General features: G+C 38.1%; 15 protein-coding genes. 6 read left to right on the top strand and 9 right to left on the bottom strand.

The window, feature by feature from the left end:
- Nucleotides 1-119 precede the first annotated feature (119 nt).
- From QE382_RS22145 to QE382_RS22125, 5 genes are all read right to left on the bottom strand, one after another.
- Nucleotides 120-3,875 (bottom strand): ATP-binding protein, encoded by a 3,756-nt coding sequence (locus QE382_RS22145; RefSeq protein WP_307187808.1) that lies wholly within the window; start codon nucleotides 3,873-3,875, stop codon nucleotides 120-122.
- 164 nt (nucleotides 3,876-4,039) lie between these two features.
- Nucleotides 4,040-4,813, bottom strand: a complete 774-nt coding sequence (locus QE382_RS22140) for a succinate dehydrogenase/fumarate reductase iron-sulfur subunit (protein WP_307187807.1) — start codon at nucleotides 4,811-4,813, stop codon at nucleotides 4,040-4,042.
- A gap of 14 nt (nucleotides 4,814-4,827) precedes the next feature.
- Complete coding sequence (locus QE382_RS22135; RefSeq protein WP_307187806.1) at nucleotides 4,828-6,762, bottom strand: fumarate reductase/succinate dehydrogenase flavoprotein subunit; 1,935 nt, start codon at nucleotides 6,760-6,762, stop codon at nucleotides 4,828-4,830.
- A 57-nt stretch (nucleotides 6,763-6,819) separates the two neighbouring features.
- Nucleotides 6,820-7,590: a succinate dehydrogenase cytochrome b subunit gene (locus QE382_RS22130; RefSeq protein ID WP_209577750.1), complete on the bottom strand. Its 771-nt coding sequence runs from the start codon at nucleotides 7,588-7,590 to the stop codon at nucleotides 6,820-6,822.
- Between the two features lie 171 nt (nucleotides 7,591-7,761).
- The gene (locus QE382_RS22125) at nucleotides 7,762-8,358 is read right to left on the bottom strand and encodes a porin family protein (protein WP_294185934.1); all 597 of its coding nucleotides are present in this window, start codon (nucleotides 8,356-8,358) and stop codon (nucleotides 7,762-7,764) included.
- Between the two features lie 87 nt (nucleotides 8,359-8,445).
- On the opposite strand from QE382_RS22125, the gene QE382_RS22120 reads away from it, so the two are divergent.
- The 6 genes from QE382_RS22120 (at nucleotide 8,446) to pruA (ending at nucleotide 12,878) form a co-directional block, all read left to right on the top strand.
- Entirely contained in the window at nucleotides 8,446-8,655 is a 210-nt protein-coding gene (locus tag QE382_RS22120) for a hypothetical protein (protein WP_307187805.1), read from the top strand.
- Nucleotides 8,652-8,993 (top strand): tRNA-binding protein, encoded by a 342-nt coding sequence (locus tag QE382_RS22115; protein ID WP_307187804.1) that lies wholly within the window; start codon nucleotides 8,652-8,654, stop codon nucleotides 8,991-8,993. The genes QE382_RS22120 and QE382_RS22115 overlap by 4 nt, the downstream gene beginning before the upstream one ends.
- Nucleotides 8,994-9,002: 9 nt before the next feature.
- Nucleotides 9,003-9,470 carry a nucleoside deaminase gene (locus tag QE382_RS22110; RefSeq protein ID WP_293884680.1) on the top strand — a complete coding sequence of 156 codons (468 nt, stop codon included), beginning with the start codon at nucleotides 9,003-9,005 and terminating at the stop codon, nucleotides 9,468-9,470.
- 101 nt (nucleotides 9,471-9,571) lie between these two features.
- Entirely contained in the window at nucleotides 9,572-10,180 is a 609-nt protein-coding gene (locus QE382_RS22105; RefSeq protein WP_307187803.1) for a superoxide dismutase, read from the top strand.
- Between the two features lie 247 nt (nucleotides 10,181-10,427).
- Nucleotides 10,428-11,081 carry a peptide-methionine (S)-S-oxide reductase MsrA gene (gene msrA, locus QE382_RS22100; protein WP_293884678.1) on the top strand — a complete coding sequence of 218 codons (654 nt, stop codon included), beginning with the start codon at nucleotides 10,428-10,430 and terminating at the stop codon, nucleotides 11,079-11,081.
- Between the two features lie 159 nt (nucleotides 11,082-11,240).
- Nucleotides 11,241-12,878 carry an L-glutamate gamma-semialdehyde dehydrogenase gene (gene pruA, locus QE382_RS22095; RefSeq protein ID WP_307187802.1) on the top strand — a complete coding sequence of 546 codons (1,638 nt, stop codon included), beginning with the start codon at nucleotides 11,241-11,243 and terminating at the stop codon, nucleotides 12,876-12,878.
- A gap of 57 nt (nucleotides 12,879-12,935) precedes the next feature.
- Here pruA and QE382_RS22090 read toward each other — a convergent pair whose 3' ends face one another.
- The 4 genes from QE382_RS22090 to nth all read right to left on the bottom strand — a co-directional run bounded on the left by QE382_RS22090 (nucleotide 12,936) and on the right by nth (nucleotide 16,847).
- The gene (locus tag QE382_RS22090; protein WP_307187801.1) at nucleotides 12,936-14,117 is read right to left on the bottom strand and encodes a metallophosphoesterase family protein; all 1,182 of its coding nucleotides are present in this window, start codon (nucleotides 14,115-14,117) and stop codon (nucleotides 12,936-12,938) included.
- A gap of 18 nt (nucleotides 14,118-14,135) precedes the next feature.
- Nucleotides 14,136-14,903 carry an endonuclease/exonuclease/phosphatase family protein gene (locus QE382_RS22085; RefSeq protein ID WP_307187800.1) on the bottom strand — a complete coding sequence of 256 codons (768 nt, stop codon included), beginning with the start codon at nucleotides 14,901-14,903 and terminating at the stop codon, nucleotides 14,136-14,138.
- Nucleotides 14,904-15,075: 172 nt separating this feature from the next.
- Nucleotides 15,076-16,101 (bottom strand): recombinase RecA, encoded by a 1,026-nt coding sequence (gene recA / locus QE382_RS22080; RefSeq protein WP_307187799.1) that lies wholly within the window; start codon nucleotides 16,099-16,101, stop codon nucleotides 15,076-15,078.
- A 68-nt stretch (nucleotides 16,102-16,169) separates the two neighbouring features.
- On the bottom strand, nucleotides 16,170-16,847 hold the full coding sequence (gene nth / locus QE382_RS22075) for an endonuclease III (RefSeq protein ID WP_307188051.1): 678 nt from the start codon (nucleotides 16,845-16,847) through the stop codon (nucleotides 16,170-16,172).
- Nucleotides 16,848-16,935: the final 88 nt, after the last annotated feature.

Raw genomic sequence — 16,935 nt, 5'->3', positions numbered from 1 at the left:
GTAAATAATAAGGGCATGGCTATCAAGTAGCTTTAACGTATTACATACCATCAATATTAAGCTATAAGCTCTATATAGTTGGTTTTTCCAATTTCTCTTATCTATGTTGTTGCTAATCACTAATAAGATTCTGCCTGTTGTAAGGGGAGCAGGATATGAAATGTTGTGCCTTCGCCTTCTACGGTCTCAAAATAGATCTGACCGTTACTTGCTTCGATTGTTTTCTTAACAAGTACCAATCCCAAACCATTTCCCGAACTTTTTGTAGTGAAATTTATCTGGAAAATTTTATCCTGCATTTCCTTCGGAATTCCATATCCATTGTCTTTGACATCTATTTTAACAAAATTATCCGAATAACGTTCAATGGAAATTTCGATTTTCATGTTTTTTCGGCCATAACCACCTTCAATAGCATTTTTTATTAAATTGTTGAACGTCCGCAAGAGTTCATTACCATCAGCTTTTACAATCAATGTTTTTTGATCAGCGTTATTGATGAGACGGATACTTACACTTGGGGTATTATTGTATAACGAAATAGACTTTGTTATTTTTTCAACAATATTAATATTCTCCATTATGGTATTTGGAAATTTTGCAAAATGCGAAAATTCGGATGCAATATGTGTCAGAGCATCGATTTGTTCGATAAATGAAATAGAGAATTTATTAAATCTATCTGGAAATTTAGGATCATCATCTTTGTAAGACCTGCGTAATTGCTGAATACCCAATTTCATTGGTGTCAATGGATTTTTAATTTCATGCGCTATCTGCTGAGCCATCTCACGCCAGGTGGATTCCCGCTCCGTATCTTTTATTTTATTGGCATAGTCCTCAAGTTTTATGATCATGAGGTTGTATTCTTTGATCAATGTACCTATTTCATCATTTCGCTGCCAAAATAATGGCTCATTGGGCTGTCCTAAGCGTAGCTGTGAAATTTTCTTGCTGATGATGCTCAGTGGATTGGTGACACTGTTGGCAACAAACGTGGCATAAAACCCAAAGCCAATGATGATCAGCGAATAAATATTTACTATCGTATTTAAAAGAAGATTTTTATTGATATTTTCTTCTTTTTGAAGGGAGAAGTTCGGTATGCCGATGTAAGCTAGGGTATTGTAATTCTTGTCCCTGATGGTGGCATAGCTGGTCTCAAATTGAAAAGTACCTATTCGCTCATCTTCGATCGTCTCCGACTTTTTCAATATCGATAGATTCTTCAGTGCAGCGGGATTGATGAATGTAGAGAAAAGCTCTAAATCGTAAATTCTACGCTGTGAACTATACAGCAATCTGCCTGATTTGGAATAAAGATTGAAGTCCTTGGAAATTGTTTCGGACAATGTCTTTAGAATGCTGATGAGTTGAGTTTCGGTGGAAATTTCATCCGTATAGGTCAGCATATTTTCCATCCGTTTGCCAAGTTCGATTATGAAACGCTCTTTACTTGTTTTATTGTTGTTATAAAGTTGTTTATTGATACTGATATAAGAAATTACACCTGAAATAAGAATAGCGAGTATAACGGAGGAGATAATAGATGTTTGAATACGTGTAGAATATTGTATCCTATTCACAATTCTGTAGAACTGATACTTTAAATTTCGGAAAGTAAGCTTGGTGTTTTTAAGAAAAATATAGAGTGATTTTATGAAGTGGTAAAGCATGAAAATCATAAAGAACACCAGGAATAGAAAAGATGTCGTCGCTAAATAGTCCCAAAAAGAAGGTTTTTGTTTACTGATAACATAGGTTGAAAATTTATTGGCGATGTAGGCCATGTGCAGGTATGCATCTTTGTCTAGAATCTCAATATATTCTCCAGGAGAACCTTTGAGACCTCTTAAATTGTTTTCATAGGTGTATTTCCCAAATTGTGTTATTAGAGAACCTGCTTTATAAAGAGCTATCGAGTAATCTCCTTTATTATAATACTGTGAGTTGTTGATCCGCATATCGGTCAGAATTTCGGGATAAGGGACCGTGTAACTGAAATCTTTATTGGAGAGATTGATAATAACGTTGACGATTCTATTTGGGTCAATCGACACGGGAATGATAGAAAAGTATTCATGTGTACCGAGTTCTCCGCTGGCACGATAGAAGTTTTGAGTTACTTTTATCGACTGATTGATCACTTTTTCCCGATACTCATTGAGCTTATTCTGGCTTGCCGCATTGAGGGGCTTATTGTTCTGATCATAATAATAGGCCTTGAATTCGTACTTGGAGAGATAGCCGCTGAAGTATTTTTTCTTAATGAAGTCGTTGATGCCCTCTGTGTTTGTGTAGGGTAGACTGATATTAAATAGATGCTTTAATTCTTGATCGTTTGCTAGACTACTTTCAATATCCGAGAATAATGACACGGCATTCACATCATCTTCGGACTGTAGGTTGCCCAACAAGATCTTCATGTCAATCAAGTTCCTTTCCTGGTAGAAACGAGCGTGCGTAATAGCACTTATGATTGCCCACAGTATCAGTACCGCGATATAATTTGTGAGTATATGCCGATTGAAATACTTCTCACCGAATGATTTAATAAGGATAATTAACGCGAGTAGTAAGTTGACCAGGCTATTTTTTTCTATATAAAAGGAAATGATCAAAATGACAAAGATGACACATGCCAGTTGAATGTTGAGTAACTGCGTTGGCTTCAGCTCTAATTTTTTAAGGAAAAAAAGCACAAGGTCAATGTAGATATTTAAGGCCAAAATACCTATGCCGACAATGCCAAGATCGACCCAACTTAAGAAATGTAAATCGACCAGTTTTGTAAAATCAAAATAAATATTGTTGGAGTGCGTGATTAACGTTCCGGCGATATCGTATAATAGCCCGAACGATAGGTATATGCTCAGAATAAATCCGATGGCTATGGGCACTCTAAAGAACCCGATGTTTTTTATTTTGTCAAAATTAAGCTCTTTGCGAATTGAATAGATAAATAGAATGAGCCAAAATATTAAAATTGTGGTGGACATGACCGACCATATATTCGGAAAAAAATGATTATAGGCATAGTTGCGCGAATCGAAAATTGAAAATGTTGCATTTTCAGATAGCAAATTCCATTTAAGATCAGCGAACTTGACCAAACTAAATATCGCCAACAGCAATAGTATAGACCACCACGCCCTGCCTGTTTTGGCCATATGAAGGCAAAGACTATTGAAGAAGATCAACCACGCAATTAAAGCAAGTAGCCAGCAGAAAAATTGCAAAATTGTATAAGTATTTTCATGTTCTCCGTCTTTGAGCTTAACAGAAAATAGGTAAGATCCCTCTTTACTGTAAATGTTTTTAATGGCTACCGTATCTGTATAAGATGCAATATCGATATTTCTGGAGTCGAAGAAGTTTCTCCGCAGTGAACTGCTTAAATAGAGATTGTTGTTATTGGTATATCCTTTTACAATAATATAGGCAAGTATACTGATATTGCCAATTGTTTTCTTTCTAACGACGTAGGAGCGGTTATCATCTTGGACAAAATTGGCTTTTTCAGGAAATCCCTGATCAGTAATAGGTACAAATAGATGCGTGCTCCACATCTTCGGCTCATGATCCTTAAAAAGAAATAGATAGACATTTTCATTGGTTTTGAACTTCTCAAAGGCCTGATAAACTGCGATAGGATACTGATCGTAGTTTTTGAAAGTTTTGAGCAAAAGAGAATCGTTAAAAATACGGTCGACTTTTTTCTCTTGTTGAGCGATATAGTTATTGAGTGATTTTGTATCAATGTCTAATATTTCCTTATTGGTAACAGATTCTTTGATGGTGATAGCTGTTCCTATAAAGCATAGCGTTAAGATAAGTAAGAGTAGTCGAATTTTTATACCAGAATTCACGTTCATCAATTTACATTATTGTAAATATAAAAAAAAGTCCTTGCTTTCTTAGGACAAGGACTTTTATATTATTGTTCTGAATTACCTGTTTTAATGGGCTATAAGAACCTTCATTATCTCTGAGTAGCTGTTGATGCTAGCAAAAACATGAAGAATTTTTAATAGGCCAATTAAACGTGTGGCTCTTCTTGTCTGAATATTTTAGCAGTCAAATACTCGCGGTTTAGACGAGCAATGTTTGTTAATTTGATTCCTACGGGACATTCTGCTTCGCAAGCACCTGTGTTGGTACAGTTACCGAAACCTTCAGCATCCATTTGATCAACCATTGCCTGTGCACGTTCGTAACGTTCCGTTTGGCCTTGAGGTAATAAGGCAAATTGAGATACTTTTGCAGACACAAATAACATTGCAGAAGCATTTTTACATGCTGCAACACAAGCACCACAACCGATACATGTAGCCGATTCAAATGCTTCGTCAGCAATACGTTTAGGAATCGGAATAACATTGGCATCAGGAACACCACCTGTATTAATATTTACATATCCACCCGCTTGTTGAATGCGGTCAAAAGCCGTACGGTCTGTCGCAAGGTCTTTCAATACAGGAAATGCAGCAGCTCTCCAAGGTTCAATCACGATAGTCTGTCCATCGTGGAAGCTACGCATGTGCAATTGACATGTTGTGGTACCTTCTTTAGGACCGTGAGGGCGACCGTTGATTACTAATGAACACATCCCGCAGATACCTTCACGACAGTCGTGATCGAAATATACAGGATCTTCCCCTTTACGAGTCAATTCTTCATTGACAATATCAAGCATCTCTAAGAAAGACATATCATCAGCGATATTGTTTGCCTGATAAGTTACAAATTGACCTTTATCTTTATCATTTTTTTGACGCCAAACTTTCAGCGTTAAATTCATATGTTGTGCCATGATAATTTTCCTTCTTATTTATAACTTCTTTGTGTTAACTGAACGTTCTCGAATACCAAGTCTTCCTTGTGTAATTCCTCAGGTACATTGTCTCCTTTATATTCCCAAGCAGACACATAGGCGAATTCATCATCGTTACGTTTTGCTTCACCTTCTTCAGTTTGGCTTTCTAAACGGAAGTGACCACCACAAGATTCTTCGCGTTGTAAAGCATCCACAACCATCAATTCGCCCAATTCTAAGAAGTCAGCTACGCGGCCAGCTTTTTCTAACGAAAGATTTAATTCTTCATTTTCTCCAAGCACTCTCACATTCGTCCAGAATTCTTTTTTCAACTCTTGGATCAAACCTTGTGCTTTTTTTAAGCCCTCAGCAGTACGAGCCATACCACAGTATTCCCACATAATGAGACCTAGTTTTTTGTGGATATCATCAACAGTTTCAGTACCGTTTAAAGATAACAATTTGTTGATTTTATCTTCAACCTCCTTGCGGGTAGCCTCGAAAGCCGGGTGGTTGTGATCTACTGGTGCGAATGAACCTAATTTAGCTAGGTAATCACCCACAGTGTAAGGAATGACGAAATAACCATCGGCAAGACCTTGCATCAATGCCGAAGCACCTAAGCGGTTTGCACCGTGGTCAGAGAAGTTACATTCACCCAATGCATACAAACCTGGGATTGTAGTCATCAAGTTGTAATCAACCCAAACGCCACCCATTGTATAGTGAACAGCTGGGTAGATACGCATTGGCTGTTTGTAAGGGTTCTCATCCGTGATTTGGTAGTACATGTCAAATAAATTACCGTATTTAGCACGTACAGCATCCTCGCCTAGACGACCAATAGCTTCTTTAAAATCCAAGAATACAGCGAAACCAGTTTTACCAACACCACGACCATCATCAACAGCCTCTTTTGCATTACGAGAGGCCACGTCGCGTGGTACCAAGTTACCGAATGATGGGTATTTACGCTCCAAGAAATAATCTCTGTCGTCTTCTTTGATGTCATTGGCTTTGATCTCACCTTTACGCAATCTTTCAGCCATTTCTTGAGTTTTAGGAACCCATACACGGCCATCATTACGTAAAGACTCTGACATCAATGTCAATTTAGATTGGTGATCTCCTGTTACCGGGATACAAGTTGGGTGAATTTGTGTATAACAAGGGTTAGCGAAGTAAGCGCCACGTTTGTGTGCTCTCCAAGCAGCTGTAACGTTACAACCCATTGCATTTGTAGACAAGAAAAATACGTTTCCATAACCACCAGTACACATCAATACTGCATGTGCAGCATGCGTTTCTATCTTACCTGAAACCAAGTCACGTGTTACAATACCTTTCGCATGACCATCGATCATAACAAGGTCTAACATCTCATGACGCGTATAAGATTTTACTTTTCCTTTTTTTATCTGGCGATTCAACGCTGAATAAGCACCTAACAATAACTGTTGTCCCGTTTGACCACGGGCATAGAACGTACGGCTTACCTGTGCACCACCGAAAGATCGGTTATCTAATAAACCTCCATATTCACGTGCAAATGGAACACCTTGAGCGACACATTGGTCGATGATATTAACAGATACCTCTGCCAAACGGTAAACGTTGGCTTCACGTGAGCGGTAGTCACCACCTTTGATGGTGTCGTAGAATAAACGGAAAACAGAGTCACCGTCATTTTGGTAACTCTTTGCTGCATTGATACCACCTTGCGCCGCAATAGAGTGTGCACGACGTGGTGAATCTTGATAACAGAATGTAATTACATTGTATCCTAACTCGGCTAACGACGCTGCTGCAGATGCACCAGCAAGTCCTGTACCAACAACAATAACTGTAAATTTACGTTTGTTAGCAGGGTTAACCAGCTTCAGATTAAATTTATGATTTGACCACTTTTGGGCTAATGGGCCCGCTGGTACTTTTGAATCTAACATATCTCTTAATTTTATATTGATCGATAGAGCCGGAGCTTTATCTTAAAAGATTCTGAATTATTTAAAGAAGAAAAACAACGGCATTATTGCAAAGCCAATTGGAATTAATACCCCAAATACCCAAACACCGATTGCTCTGACAATTCCAATATATCTTCTGTGGTTAAAACCTAAAGTTTGGAATGCAGATTGAAAACCATGAATTAAGTGGAACGCCAAAGCTGCCATTGCAATCACATACAAAGCTACCAATGCAACATTTTTGAAAGCAAAGTCAACTTGCTTGTACAAATCTCTTGCCTTTACGATTTGAACATTGTTTTCTACCGTTTCTTGGTAGTCATGGAATTCAGATGCTTGAAGTTCTCTCGCTGTGGTTTGCCCAGTTGCCAAATCAGTACGGTATTCGATGTACGGTACTTCATCATTGTGAAACTTCCACCAAAAATTAGACATGTGTGTCGCTAAGAATACTAAAATGACAGTACCTAAGATACCCATGTTGCGTGAATTCCACTTGCTGTTTGCTTGGCCATCATATTTGGCATAACCAATAGGACGGGCGGCCTTGTTTTTCATCGACAATGTAATAGCATAGATGACGTGAACAATTACCGAAGCATACAATAAGTAAGAAACAACTTTGATTGGTGTAAAGTGAGTCATAAAATAGGCGTACTTGTTGAACGCTAGACCCGCATCATCTTTAAATAATTGCAAGTTACCAACCAAGTGAACAACTAGGAATAAACATAGGAAGATTCCTGTTAAGCTCATGATTAGCTTCTTCCCAATCGAAGAACTGAAAACTGGCTTTGATTTACTCATTATCCTTGTAATTTAATTTTAATTAGGCAAATCTACTATTTGCTATTAAATATGATACCATTTTGACAAGAAAAAGCAACAATTTAGAACGGTTCTAAAGTTTATTGAAATAAAAAGTCCGTTTTGAATAAAAACGGACTTTCGAACGGTATAGAAACGCAGCTTAACCTGCTATAGAATACTGAATAATCTATAGCCTAAGCCAATACTCCACATGTTGATTTTTGGATTTGCCTGGCTCTCATTGTTGACTTTATTTAAACCCATTTCATAACGGAGATCTACACGCAAACTGGAAACATCAGCGCCTACACCAAATGCCCATGAGGTACCACTCTTTTTATAGTTGTTGGGATTTAATTGATCAAAAACCTTATCTTGTTTGTCGTCTACTTTAAATGAGAATATTGGACCCGTCTGGATTCGAGCGCCAATCGGCCCTAAACCAAAACGCTTACCCAATAATACGGGAACATCTACTGTAGTAAACTTAACATCTGTAGATTCACCATTTTGATTGGTTACTTTTGTGTTTTTACCTGTTAAATAAACCTCAGGCTGAATATGGAAACCTAATACACCAACACGGCCATAAAGGCCCGCTTGGTAGCCAGCTTTCGTGTCAGAATTGAAATATTTGCCATCGCTTTTAAGCTTTGAGAAGTTTAACCCTCCCTTAACACCCACCTCAAATCCAGGCAGAAGCTGCGCCTGTGCCGTTGCTACGCTACCACAAATCAAAAGTAATGCTGGTAAAATCTTTTTCATAATCTTTTATTTATGTATATATTGTATCTTTAAAGAAACTTTTACAGTTCAGTAAAGATATACAAATTTTATACCTAAATCTTAGTTATGCTGAAAATTAACGAAGAACAATGGCAAGTAGCCAAAGAAAAACTCCGTCGCAAGTACAATCATTTAAGTGACGAAGATTTAGCTTTTCAAGCAGGAGAAGAAGATAAGTTGATCACTAGGTTGTCTTTGCGTTTGCGGCGGAAGCCTTCCTATATTTTATTTACAATAGGTAAAGAGATTCAGGATATCAGTAGCAATAGATTATGAGTAATACCATTAGCTGGAGCGATTTTGAGAAGGTGGATTTAAGGGTAGCAACAATTTTGGATGCGCAGGATTTTCCAAAAGCGAAGAAACCGGCCTATCAATTGAAACTCGATTTTGGTGATAAGATAGGTATACTGCAAAGCAGTGCCCAGATTACGGTACACTACAGCAAAGAAGAACTGATCGGAAAACAAGTCGTTGCAGTCGTGAATTTCCCCAAAAAACAGATCGCTAATTTTTTTTCGGAATGCTTGGTGACCGGTTTTCCAGATGAAAATGGGGATATTATTTTGACTTCTGTTGATAAAAAATTACCAAATGGATCTAAACTTAGCTAAGTTTGTGTCATGACATTTCTAGATTTTGAAGGAACACAACTGATCGATAGTGATGAATCTTTTATGCGTATGGCATTGAACGAAGCAAAGATGGCATATGAAGAGGGAGAAGTGCCTATTGGAGCAGTTATTGTTCATCGCGGGCGTGTAATAGGGAGGGGGCATAATTTGACACAACGATTGAATGATGTGACAGCTCACGCAGAGATGCAGGCATTTACAGCAGCTGCAAATTATCTTGGTGGTAAATACCTGGATGAATGTACTTTATATGTCACCATAGAGCCTTGTATTATGTGTGCTGGAGCAGCTTATTGGACACATATCGGGAAAATAGTGTATGGAGCAAAAGACGAAAAGCGCGGTTATTCACATTTTCATGATAAAATATTGCATCCCAAAACGGTAATTTCACACGGTGTTTTGCAAGCAGAATGCGCTGATTTAGTAAAATCATTTTTTCGTCAAAAACGGTAGTGAGATATTGAATTTATTGTAACGCATAAAAACATAACGTTATATATTGTGTTATATTTGTATATATAAACAAAGTAATAATCATTTAAATTAAAATAGATATGGCATTTGAATTAGAAGCGTTACCATACGCAGCCGACGCATTGGAACCACATATTGATAAGACTACAATGGAAATCCACCATGACAGACACCATCAGGCCTATGTGGATAATTTAAATAAAGCAATCGCAGGCACAGACGCAGAGAATCTATCGTTATTGGATATCATCAAAAATGTAAGTAAATATTCTGCAGCTGTACGTAACAACGGCGGTGGCCATTATAACCACTCTTTGTTTTGGAAAGTTCTGGGTCCAAACGCTGGCGGAGCTCCAACGGGTGAATTAGCTGAAGCAATCGATGCTACTTTTGGTTCATTTGATGAGTTGAAAAAACAACTTCAAGCTGCTGGTGCCACTCGCTTTGGATCTGGTTGGGCTTGGTTAATCGTTGATGCTGATGGAAAATTAGCGGTAACTTCTACACCAAATCAAGATAATCCATTGATGGATGTTGCTGAAGTGAAAGGTACACCAATTCTAGGTATTGACGTTTGGGAGCACGCTTATTATTTGAAATTTCAAAACAAGCGTCCAGCGTATCTGGAAGAAATTTTTAATGTGATCAATTGGGATGCCGTAGCGCAGAACTATGCCGGATCAAAATAAAACTTCATTTGATAATAAAATCAGAAAAGCGACAATTCAATTTATTGTCGCTTTTTTTCTGAAAGTTTCCCGCGGTATTGGCTATGAAGAATCTTCAGTTCGCTCTACTTGCTGTTTGTATCTAAGGTATCGCGAAGATTTATTTCAGTAAACTGAGTCTATTTTACATATCATTTGGATTTGTGCAGCATTGCTGATAAAACTAGTACGACATCTAGCGTGTACAAACAAATAGACAACTATGCATATGAAAAATTTTCTTATAATTTTTGTGGCACTTGTTACCTTTACATCCTGTCAGGGGCAGAAACCGCAGACCAAGCAAGAGGACTTCTCTAAATTGCCATTAAAAAATGCGGCTAAGCTGGATACAGCGACATTTGCCGCGGGCTGTTTTTGGTGTACCGAAGCACAATTTAAAGAACTGAAAGGTGTTGTAAATGTTGTGTCAGGATATACCGGAGGATGGACCAAGAATCCGACATATGCCCAAGTTTGTAGCGGGAGCACCGGGCATGCCGAAGCAACTCATATTATTTTTGATCCCAATCTGATCAGTTACGATAAGCTATTAGAGGCGTTTTTTGTAGCACACGATCCTACTGAACTTAATCGACAAGGAAACGACGTTGGTACGCAATATCGGTCAGCTATATTTGTGCATACTAAAGAACAGCTTGACAAGACCCGGTATTATCTTTCGGCTTTGGAAAAAGAAAAGGTTTTTAATAAACCTATTGTAACCGAAGTAGTTCCGGCAACGATATTTTATCCGGCAGAAGACTATCATCAAGATTATTACCGCTTAAATGGAAAGGAACCTTACTGTCAATTGGTCATTAAACCGAAATTGGAAAAATTTAAACGTATCTTTTCCAAGGTGGTAAAAGAGGGACAGTAACTTTGGGTATTCATAATATTTAAGGTAATTTTACGCTATTAGCGCTATTTAGTGTCAAGTCAATAAGTTGAAATCATGTTCTTTTATACCAAATAATAGGTTGGATAGACTTCATGATTAATAAATAGTGTTTTTGATTGAATAATAAATACTTGTAATATGTCTAAAGGATTTTTTACAGTTCCTGTTCCTACCAATGAACCGGTGTATACTTACGCTGTCGGAACAAAAGAACGCAAATTGTTGAAAGCAGCAATTGATGAGGCACGTTCAAAACAGATCGATATCCCAATGTATATTGGCGGTAAAGAAATCACTACTTCTAAAAAAGTAACAATAGCTCCTCCACATGACCATCAACATATTTTAGGTCAATACAATCAAGGTGATAAATCTCACGTAACAGATGCAATAAATGCCGCTTTAGCCGCAAAAGAAGATTGGGAAAATCTTGCATGGGAAGATCGTGCAGCGATATTCTTAAAAGCTGCAGAATTGATTTCAGGAAAATACCGTTATGAGCTGAATGCTGCAACGATGTTGGGCCAATCTAAAAACCCCTATCAGGCAGAAATTGACTCAGCATGTGAGATCACTGACTTTTTGCGCTTTAATGTGCAATACATGACTGAGATCTATAAGCAACAACCTCCTATTTCAGGAAAGGGTGTTTGGAATCGTGTGGAACAACGTCCTTTGGAGGGTTTCGTATTTGCGTTGACGCCATTCAATTTTACAGCTATTGCAGGTAATTTACCTTCATGTGTCGCTATGATGGGAAATGTTGTGGTATGGAAACCATCCAATACACAGATCTATTCTGCGAATGTATTGATGAAAATCTTCCGTGAAGCCGGACTGCCCGATGGAGTTATTAACTTGGTATACGTTTCTGGTCCTGATGCAGGTGATGTGATTTTCCAACATCCTGATTTTGCCGGTATTCACTTCACAGGTTCAACAGGGGTATTCCAGGATATCTGGAAAACGATTGGTAACAATATCCACCGTTATAAAACGTACCCACGTATCGTAGGTGAAACAGGCGGTAAGGATTTCATCGTTGTTCATCCTTCGGCAGATCTGAAAGTTGCTAATACGGCATTGGTACGTGGTGCCTTTGAATACCAAGGTCAAAAATGTTCTGCAGCGTCACGCGCCTATATTCCTAAATCATTGTGGCCAGCATTGAAAGAATCTATGACGAACGATGTAAAGTCATTTACGATCGGTGGAACAGAGGATTTTACAAACTTTATCAATGCTGTTATAGATGAGAAATCATTTGATAAATTGGTAAAATACATCGATAGAGCTAAAGAATCTAATGATGCAGAAATTGTAGTCGGTGGTACTTACGATAAATCTAAAGGCTATTTCATTCATCCAACAATCATTGAAGCTGCAAAGCCTGATTACGAAACAATGGTTGAAGAATTGTTTGGACCAGTATTGACCATCTATGTTTATGAGGATGCTAAGTTTGAAGAAACATTAGATATCGTTGACAGGACTTCAATTTATGCGCTGACAGGTTCAATTATTGCTCAAGACCGTTATGCTATTAATTTAGCGACAGATAAATTGAGACATGCCGCTGGTAACTTTTACGTCAATGATAAGTGTACAGGTGCTGTCGTAGGTCAGCAACCATTTGGTGGTGCTAGAGGCTCGGGTACAAATGACAAAGCGGGATCAATGATCAATTTGCTTCGTTGGGTGTCTCCTCGTACAATCAAAGAAACATTTAATCCAGATACAGAGTATAGATACCCTTTCTTGGAAAAGGGAGAATAAGGAAGCTATCATAACAGCTTTGTTAAAGTAGAAAAGGGCGCAATGAAGCGTCCTTTTCTATTTTGTAAATAATCCCAATTCTGTTCCGTCTTCTCTGGTCATCCGTATAGCCAATGATTTGTTGTTGCCAGTTACATCAATGATTGTTCTCTTCCCCGCCTTTGGACCACCACCTATAAAAATAGGGTAATTGTGGTCTTTATCTGCTGGATAGTAGCCATATTGATGGGTGTGGCCAGAGATCATGGCATCAATTTTATATTTCTGAAACAAGGGATGAAAACATGCCCTGTTATCCAAGGAGCCGTGCCAGTCATCCGAATGGAAAATTGGAATATGGCTGATCACAACCGTATGTTGGGCTGCCTTTTTTTCTTTGGACAGCAGTACTTTCTCCAGCCAGTTAGCCTGTTCTTTTCTGTAGTTATCGTAATCGACTGTTCCGGCATATACCTCGTGATTGTCTGGCTTGTCTTCGCCACTGTCCAGCATGATCCAGAAAATAGGACCCCTTTTAAAAGCTTGATAAAATTTATTGTACGGATAACCAAAATACCGTTTGAAATTGCGAGCGAAAGATCCTCTTGTTTCGTGGTTCCCTCGGTTCATAATGAACGGTTTACTCGTCGCAAAAAACTCAATTGGTTTTAATAGCTTCTCTGTAATATCTTGCTGATTGGTGACATAATGAAAGGAATCACCATTCAGTATAAAAAAATCGTAGGGTGAAATATCTTGATGCGGAATAAGGTCACGATAACTGCTTTTTTCCTCATGTACATCGTTATAGACAAGACAGCGAATCTGTTCTTGATTGTTCTTGGCTAATTTGGCCTCGAAAATAGGGGTTTCTATTTCTTTACCGTATACGATTTTATAAGGATCGAATTTTTGCACTTCCTTCGCTTTGATGCGATAACGAAATGAACGCGGTGCGTCTTCAATTGTAAAATGAAAAAAGTCAGTATTGGCATTGATCATTCCATCTTCGGATTGGTAGATCTTTCTTTGAACATTTCCTCCATTGTCGAGTATCTCGAGCCAAGCAAAAGCTTTTTTGTTCAAAATTGTAAAAACACAGATGCCTGTTTCTGTTTGATTTTGTAGATAGGCAGGTACGACAAAATTGAATTCGCCTTCTGCCTCATTTGCTTTTTTTTCTTGCGCGACGCTTATAGTAGGTATTGTAATCCCAACTAAAGCCAGAGACTCTAAGAATTTTCTTCTGTTAAAATTCATATTTAAGGTTTCAAGTGGTTATTTAATGTTTATCTCGACATATAATGGCCGATGATCACTTGCATATTGTTCGTCCAGAATACGGTGGTTGGAGAACTTTGCGGGAGATGTTGTATTGATCATGATATAGTCGATTTCCGTAGTGGGTTTATCTTGAGGAAACGTAAATCCGTTAGCAATGCTGCTTTTTGTGAATATTTTGCTAAGTTCAATAATCGCTGGATCATTCGGTTCGGAGTTCAAATCACCGACTAGGATGGTGGGTAACTTTTCCTTTTTGAAACGCTCGGTGATGAATTTTGCCTGTTCGATTTTATTTTTGTCTTTCAGGTCAAGATGTGTATTTGCAAATAAGATTTTCCTTTTGTTTATCCTGACTTCGATCACCGATAAACTACGTTTTTCGCTTTTCACAGGGGAAGGTAGAACGTGTCTTTCTACACGTTCAATTGGATTTTTTGACAAGATGGCGGTGCCATATTCACCGTTATCCAGGTCTATCCCTTTCGAAAATATATAGTACATACCTGTTAATTCGGCTAATTTTTTGGCTTGATTCTCAAAGTATGATCTACCGAGATTGACATCGATTTCCTGAAGCCCTACGAGGTCGGCTTTTGAGTTTTTAATAATTTTGGCAATTGTATCAAGGTTGATAATAGATTCTTTTTCAGTGGGTGGGTTTCCATGGTGGATGTTAAATGAGAGTATGCGTATCTTTTGTGCATGGAGATGAAATACTGTGCCTAGCAGTATTAAAAGGAATAGAATTAGTTTACGATTCATTGTTGGATGTCAGGCGTTTTTAGCTCGACTTGCTAAAAATAATAAAATCCATGAGTACAAATTGAAAACTTTAGTCATGTAACAAAATAATCATCTAAACTCTTGAACTTTCGCAAAAAAATAGCCATCCTAAACAGGATGGCTACTTACATTATACTAATTTTTACAGGAACTAGTCTTCGTTTTCGTCGACGTTAAGCATCGGATCTTCTCCTGTTACCTCGGCGCGGATTTTTCCCTCAAGTTCATCCATTAAATCAGGGTTGTCGAATAACAAGGATTTCACAGCATCCCGGCCTTGCCCAAGTTTCGTGTCACCATAGCTAAACCAAGAGCCTGCCTTTTTGATGATGCCGTATTCAACACCCAAATCAATGATTTCACCGACCTTCGAGATACCTTCACCAAAAATGATATCAAACTCTGCGATACGGAATGGAGGGGCTACTTTATTTTTTACAATTTTTACTTTTACGCGGTTACCCGATACTTCATCAGAATCTTTGATCTGTGATGTACGACGGATATCTAAACGGACAGAAGAATAGAATTTAAGTGCATTACCACCAGTTGTCGTTTCTGGGTTCCCAAACATTACACCAATTTTTTCACGCAGCTGGTTAATGAAAATACAACAGCAGTTTGTTTTTGAAATTGTACCCGTCAGTTTACGTAAAGCTTGGGACATTAAACGAGCTTGAAGTCCCATCTTAGAGTCACCCATTTCACCTTCAATTTCTCCTTTTGGTACCAAAGCTGCAACAGAGTCAATAACAATAACATCGATTGCTCCAGAACGGATTAAATTATCCGCAATTTCTAAACCTTGCTCGCCGTTATCTGGTTGAGAAATCAATAAGTTCTCCACATCTACGCCTAATTTTTGAGCGTAGTATTTATCAAAAGCATGTTCAGCATCGATGATAGCTGCAATACCACCTTTTTTCTGTGCTTCGGCAACAATGTGTGTTGCTAAAGTAGTTTTACCGGAAGATTCCGGTCCATAGATTTCAATGATACGGCCTTTTGGTACACCACCTATCCCTAAGGCGATATCCAAACCAAGAGATCCTGTAGAGATAGCCTCAATAGGCTCAACAGCAGTATCTCCTAATTTCATAATTGAACCTTTTCCAAAGTTCTTCTCTAATTTATCTAACGTCAGCTGTAACGCTTTTAGTTTATCTGTGTTGCTCATATTTTTAGTATATATTTCCCAAAATTAAAAATTAAAAATCATAAACCAAGTATTATTCACTAAAAAAATTAGCTTTTTATTTCTGGCTCATCCGAAATACTTTTGATACGATGGTTTTTTTCAAAATATTTACACATATAAGTAATTGGGCATTTCTCACAGCGCGGTTTTCGGGCGAGACAGATGTATCGACCATGTAAGATTAACCAGTGATGCGCAATCGCAATGGTATCTTTAGGCAAATTTTTTACCAATTGTTTTTCCACGGCCAACGGCGTTGTGGCGCGATAGGTTAGGCCTAAACGATTTGCTACGCGAAAAACATGGGTATCTACGGCCATAGCTGGATTATGGTAGACGACAGAAGAAATGACGTTAGCAGTTTTTCGACCGACGCCGGGAAGTTTTACAAGATCCTCAATTTTTTCCGGCACCTTATTGTCGAACTGATCAAGTAGCATTTTAGCCATGCCCACTAGGTGTTTAGCTTTGTTATTCGGATAGCTTACCGATCGTATATAGCTAAATACTTCGTCTACGCTAGAAGCTGCCAAGCTATGTGCATCGGGGTAGCGCTCGAACAATTTGGGCGTGACCTGATTGATTCTTTTATCTGTGCACTGGGCAGATAAAATAACCGCAACAAGTAATTCAAATGCATTACCATAATTGAGTTCTGTCTGTGCATCAGGACTATTTTTGGAGAAATAATCTACGAAAGCCTTGTATCGTTCTTGTTTTAACATCGCTTCAAAACTAGCCAAAATTTACATCAAAAAAGAAATTTTGAAACGTATTACACGGGGAATAATTTATCTTTAAATTACAAGGAGC

This window comes from Sphingobacterium zeae (genome assembly GCF_030818895.1).
Classification (GTDB): domain Bacteria; phylum Bacteroidota; class Bacteroidia; order Sphingobacteriales; family Sphingobacteriaceae; genus Sphingobacterium; species Sphingobacterium zeae.
Note: the sequence above shows the minus strand (reverse complement) of the source record. Positions and strands in the feature narration are given on the sequence as shown.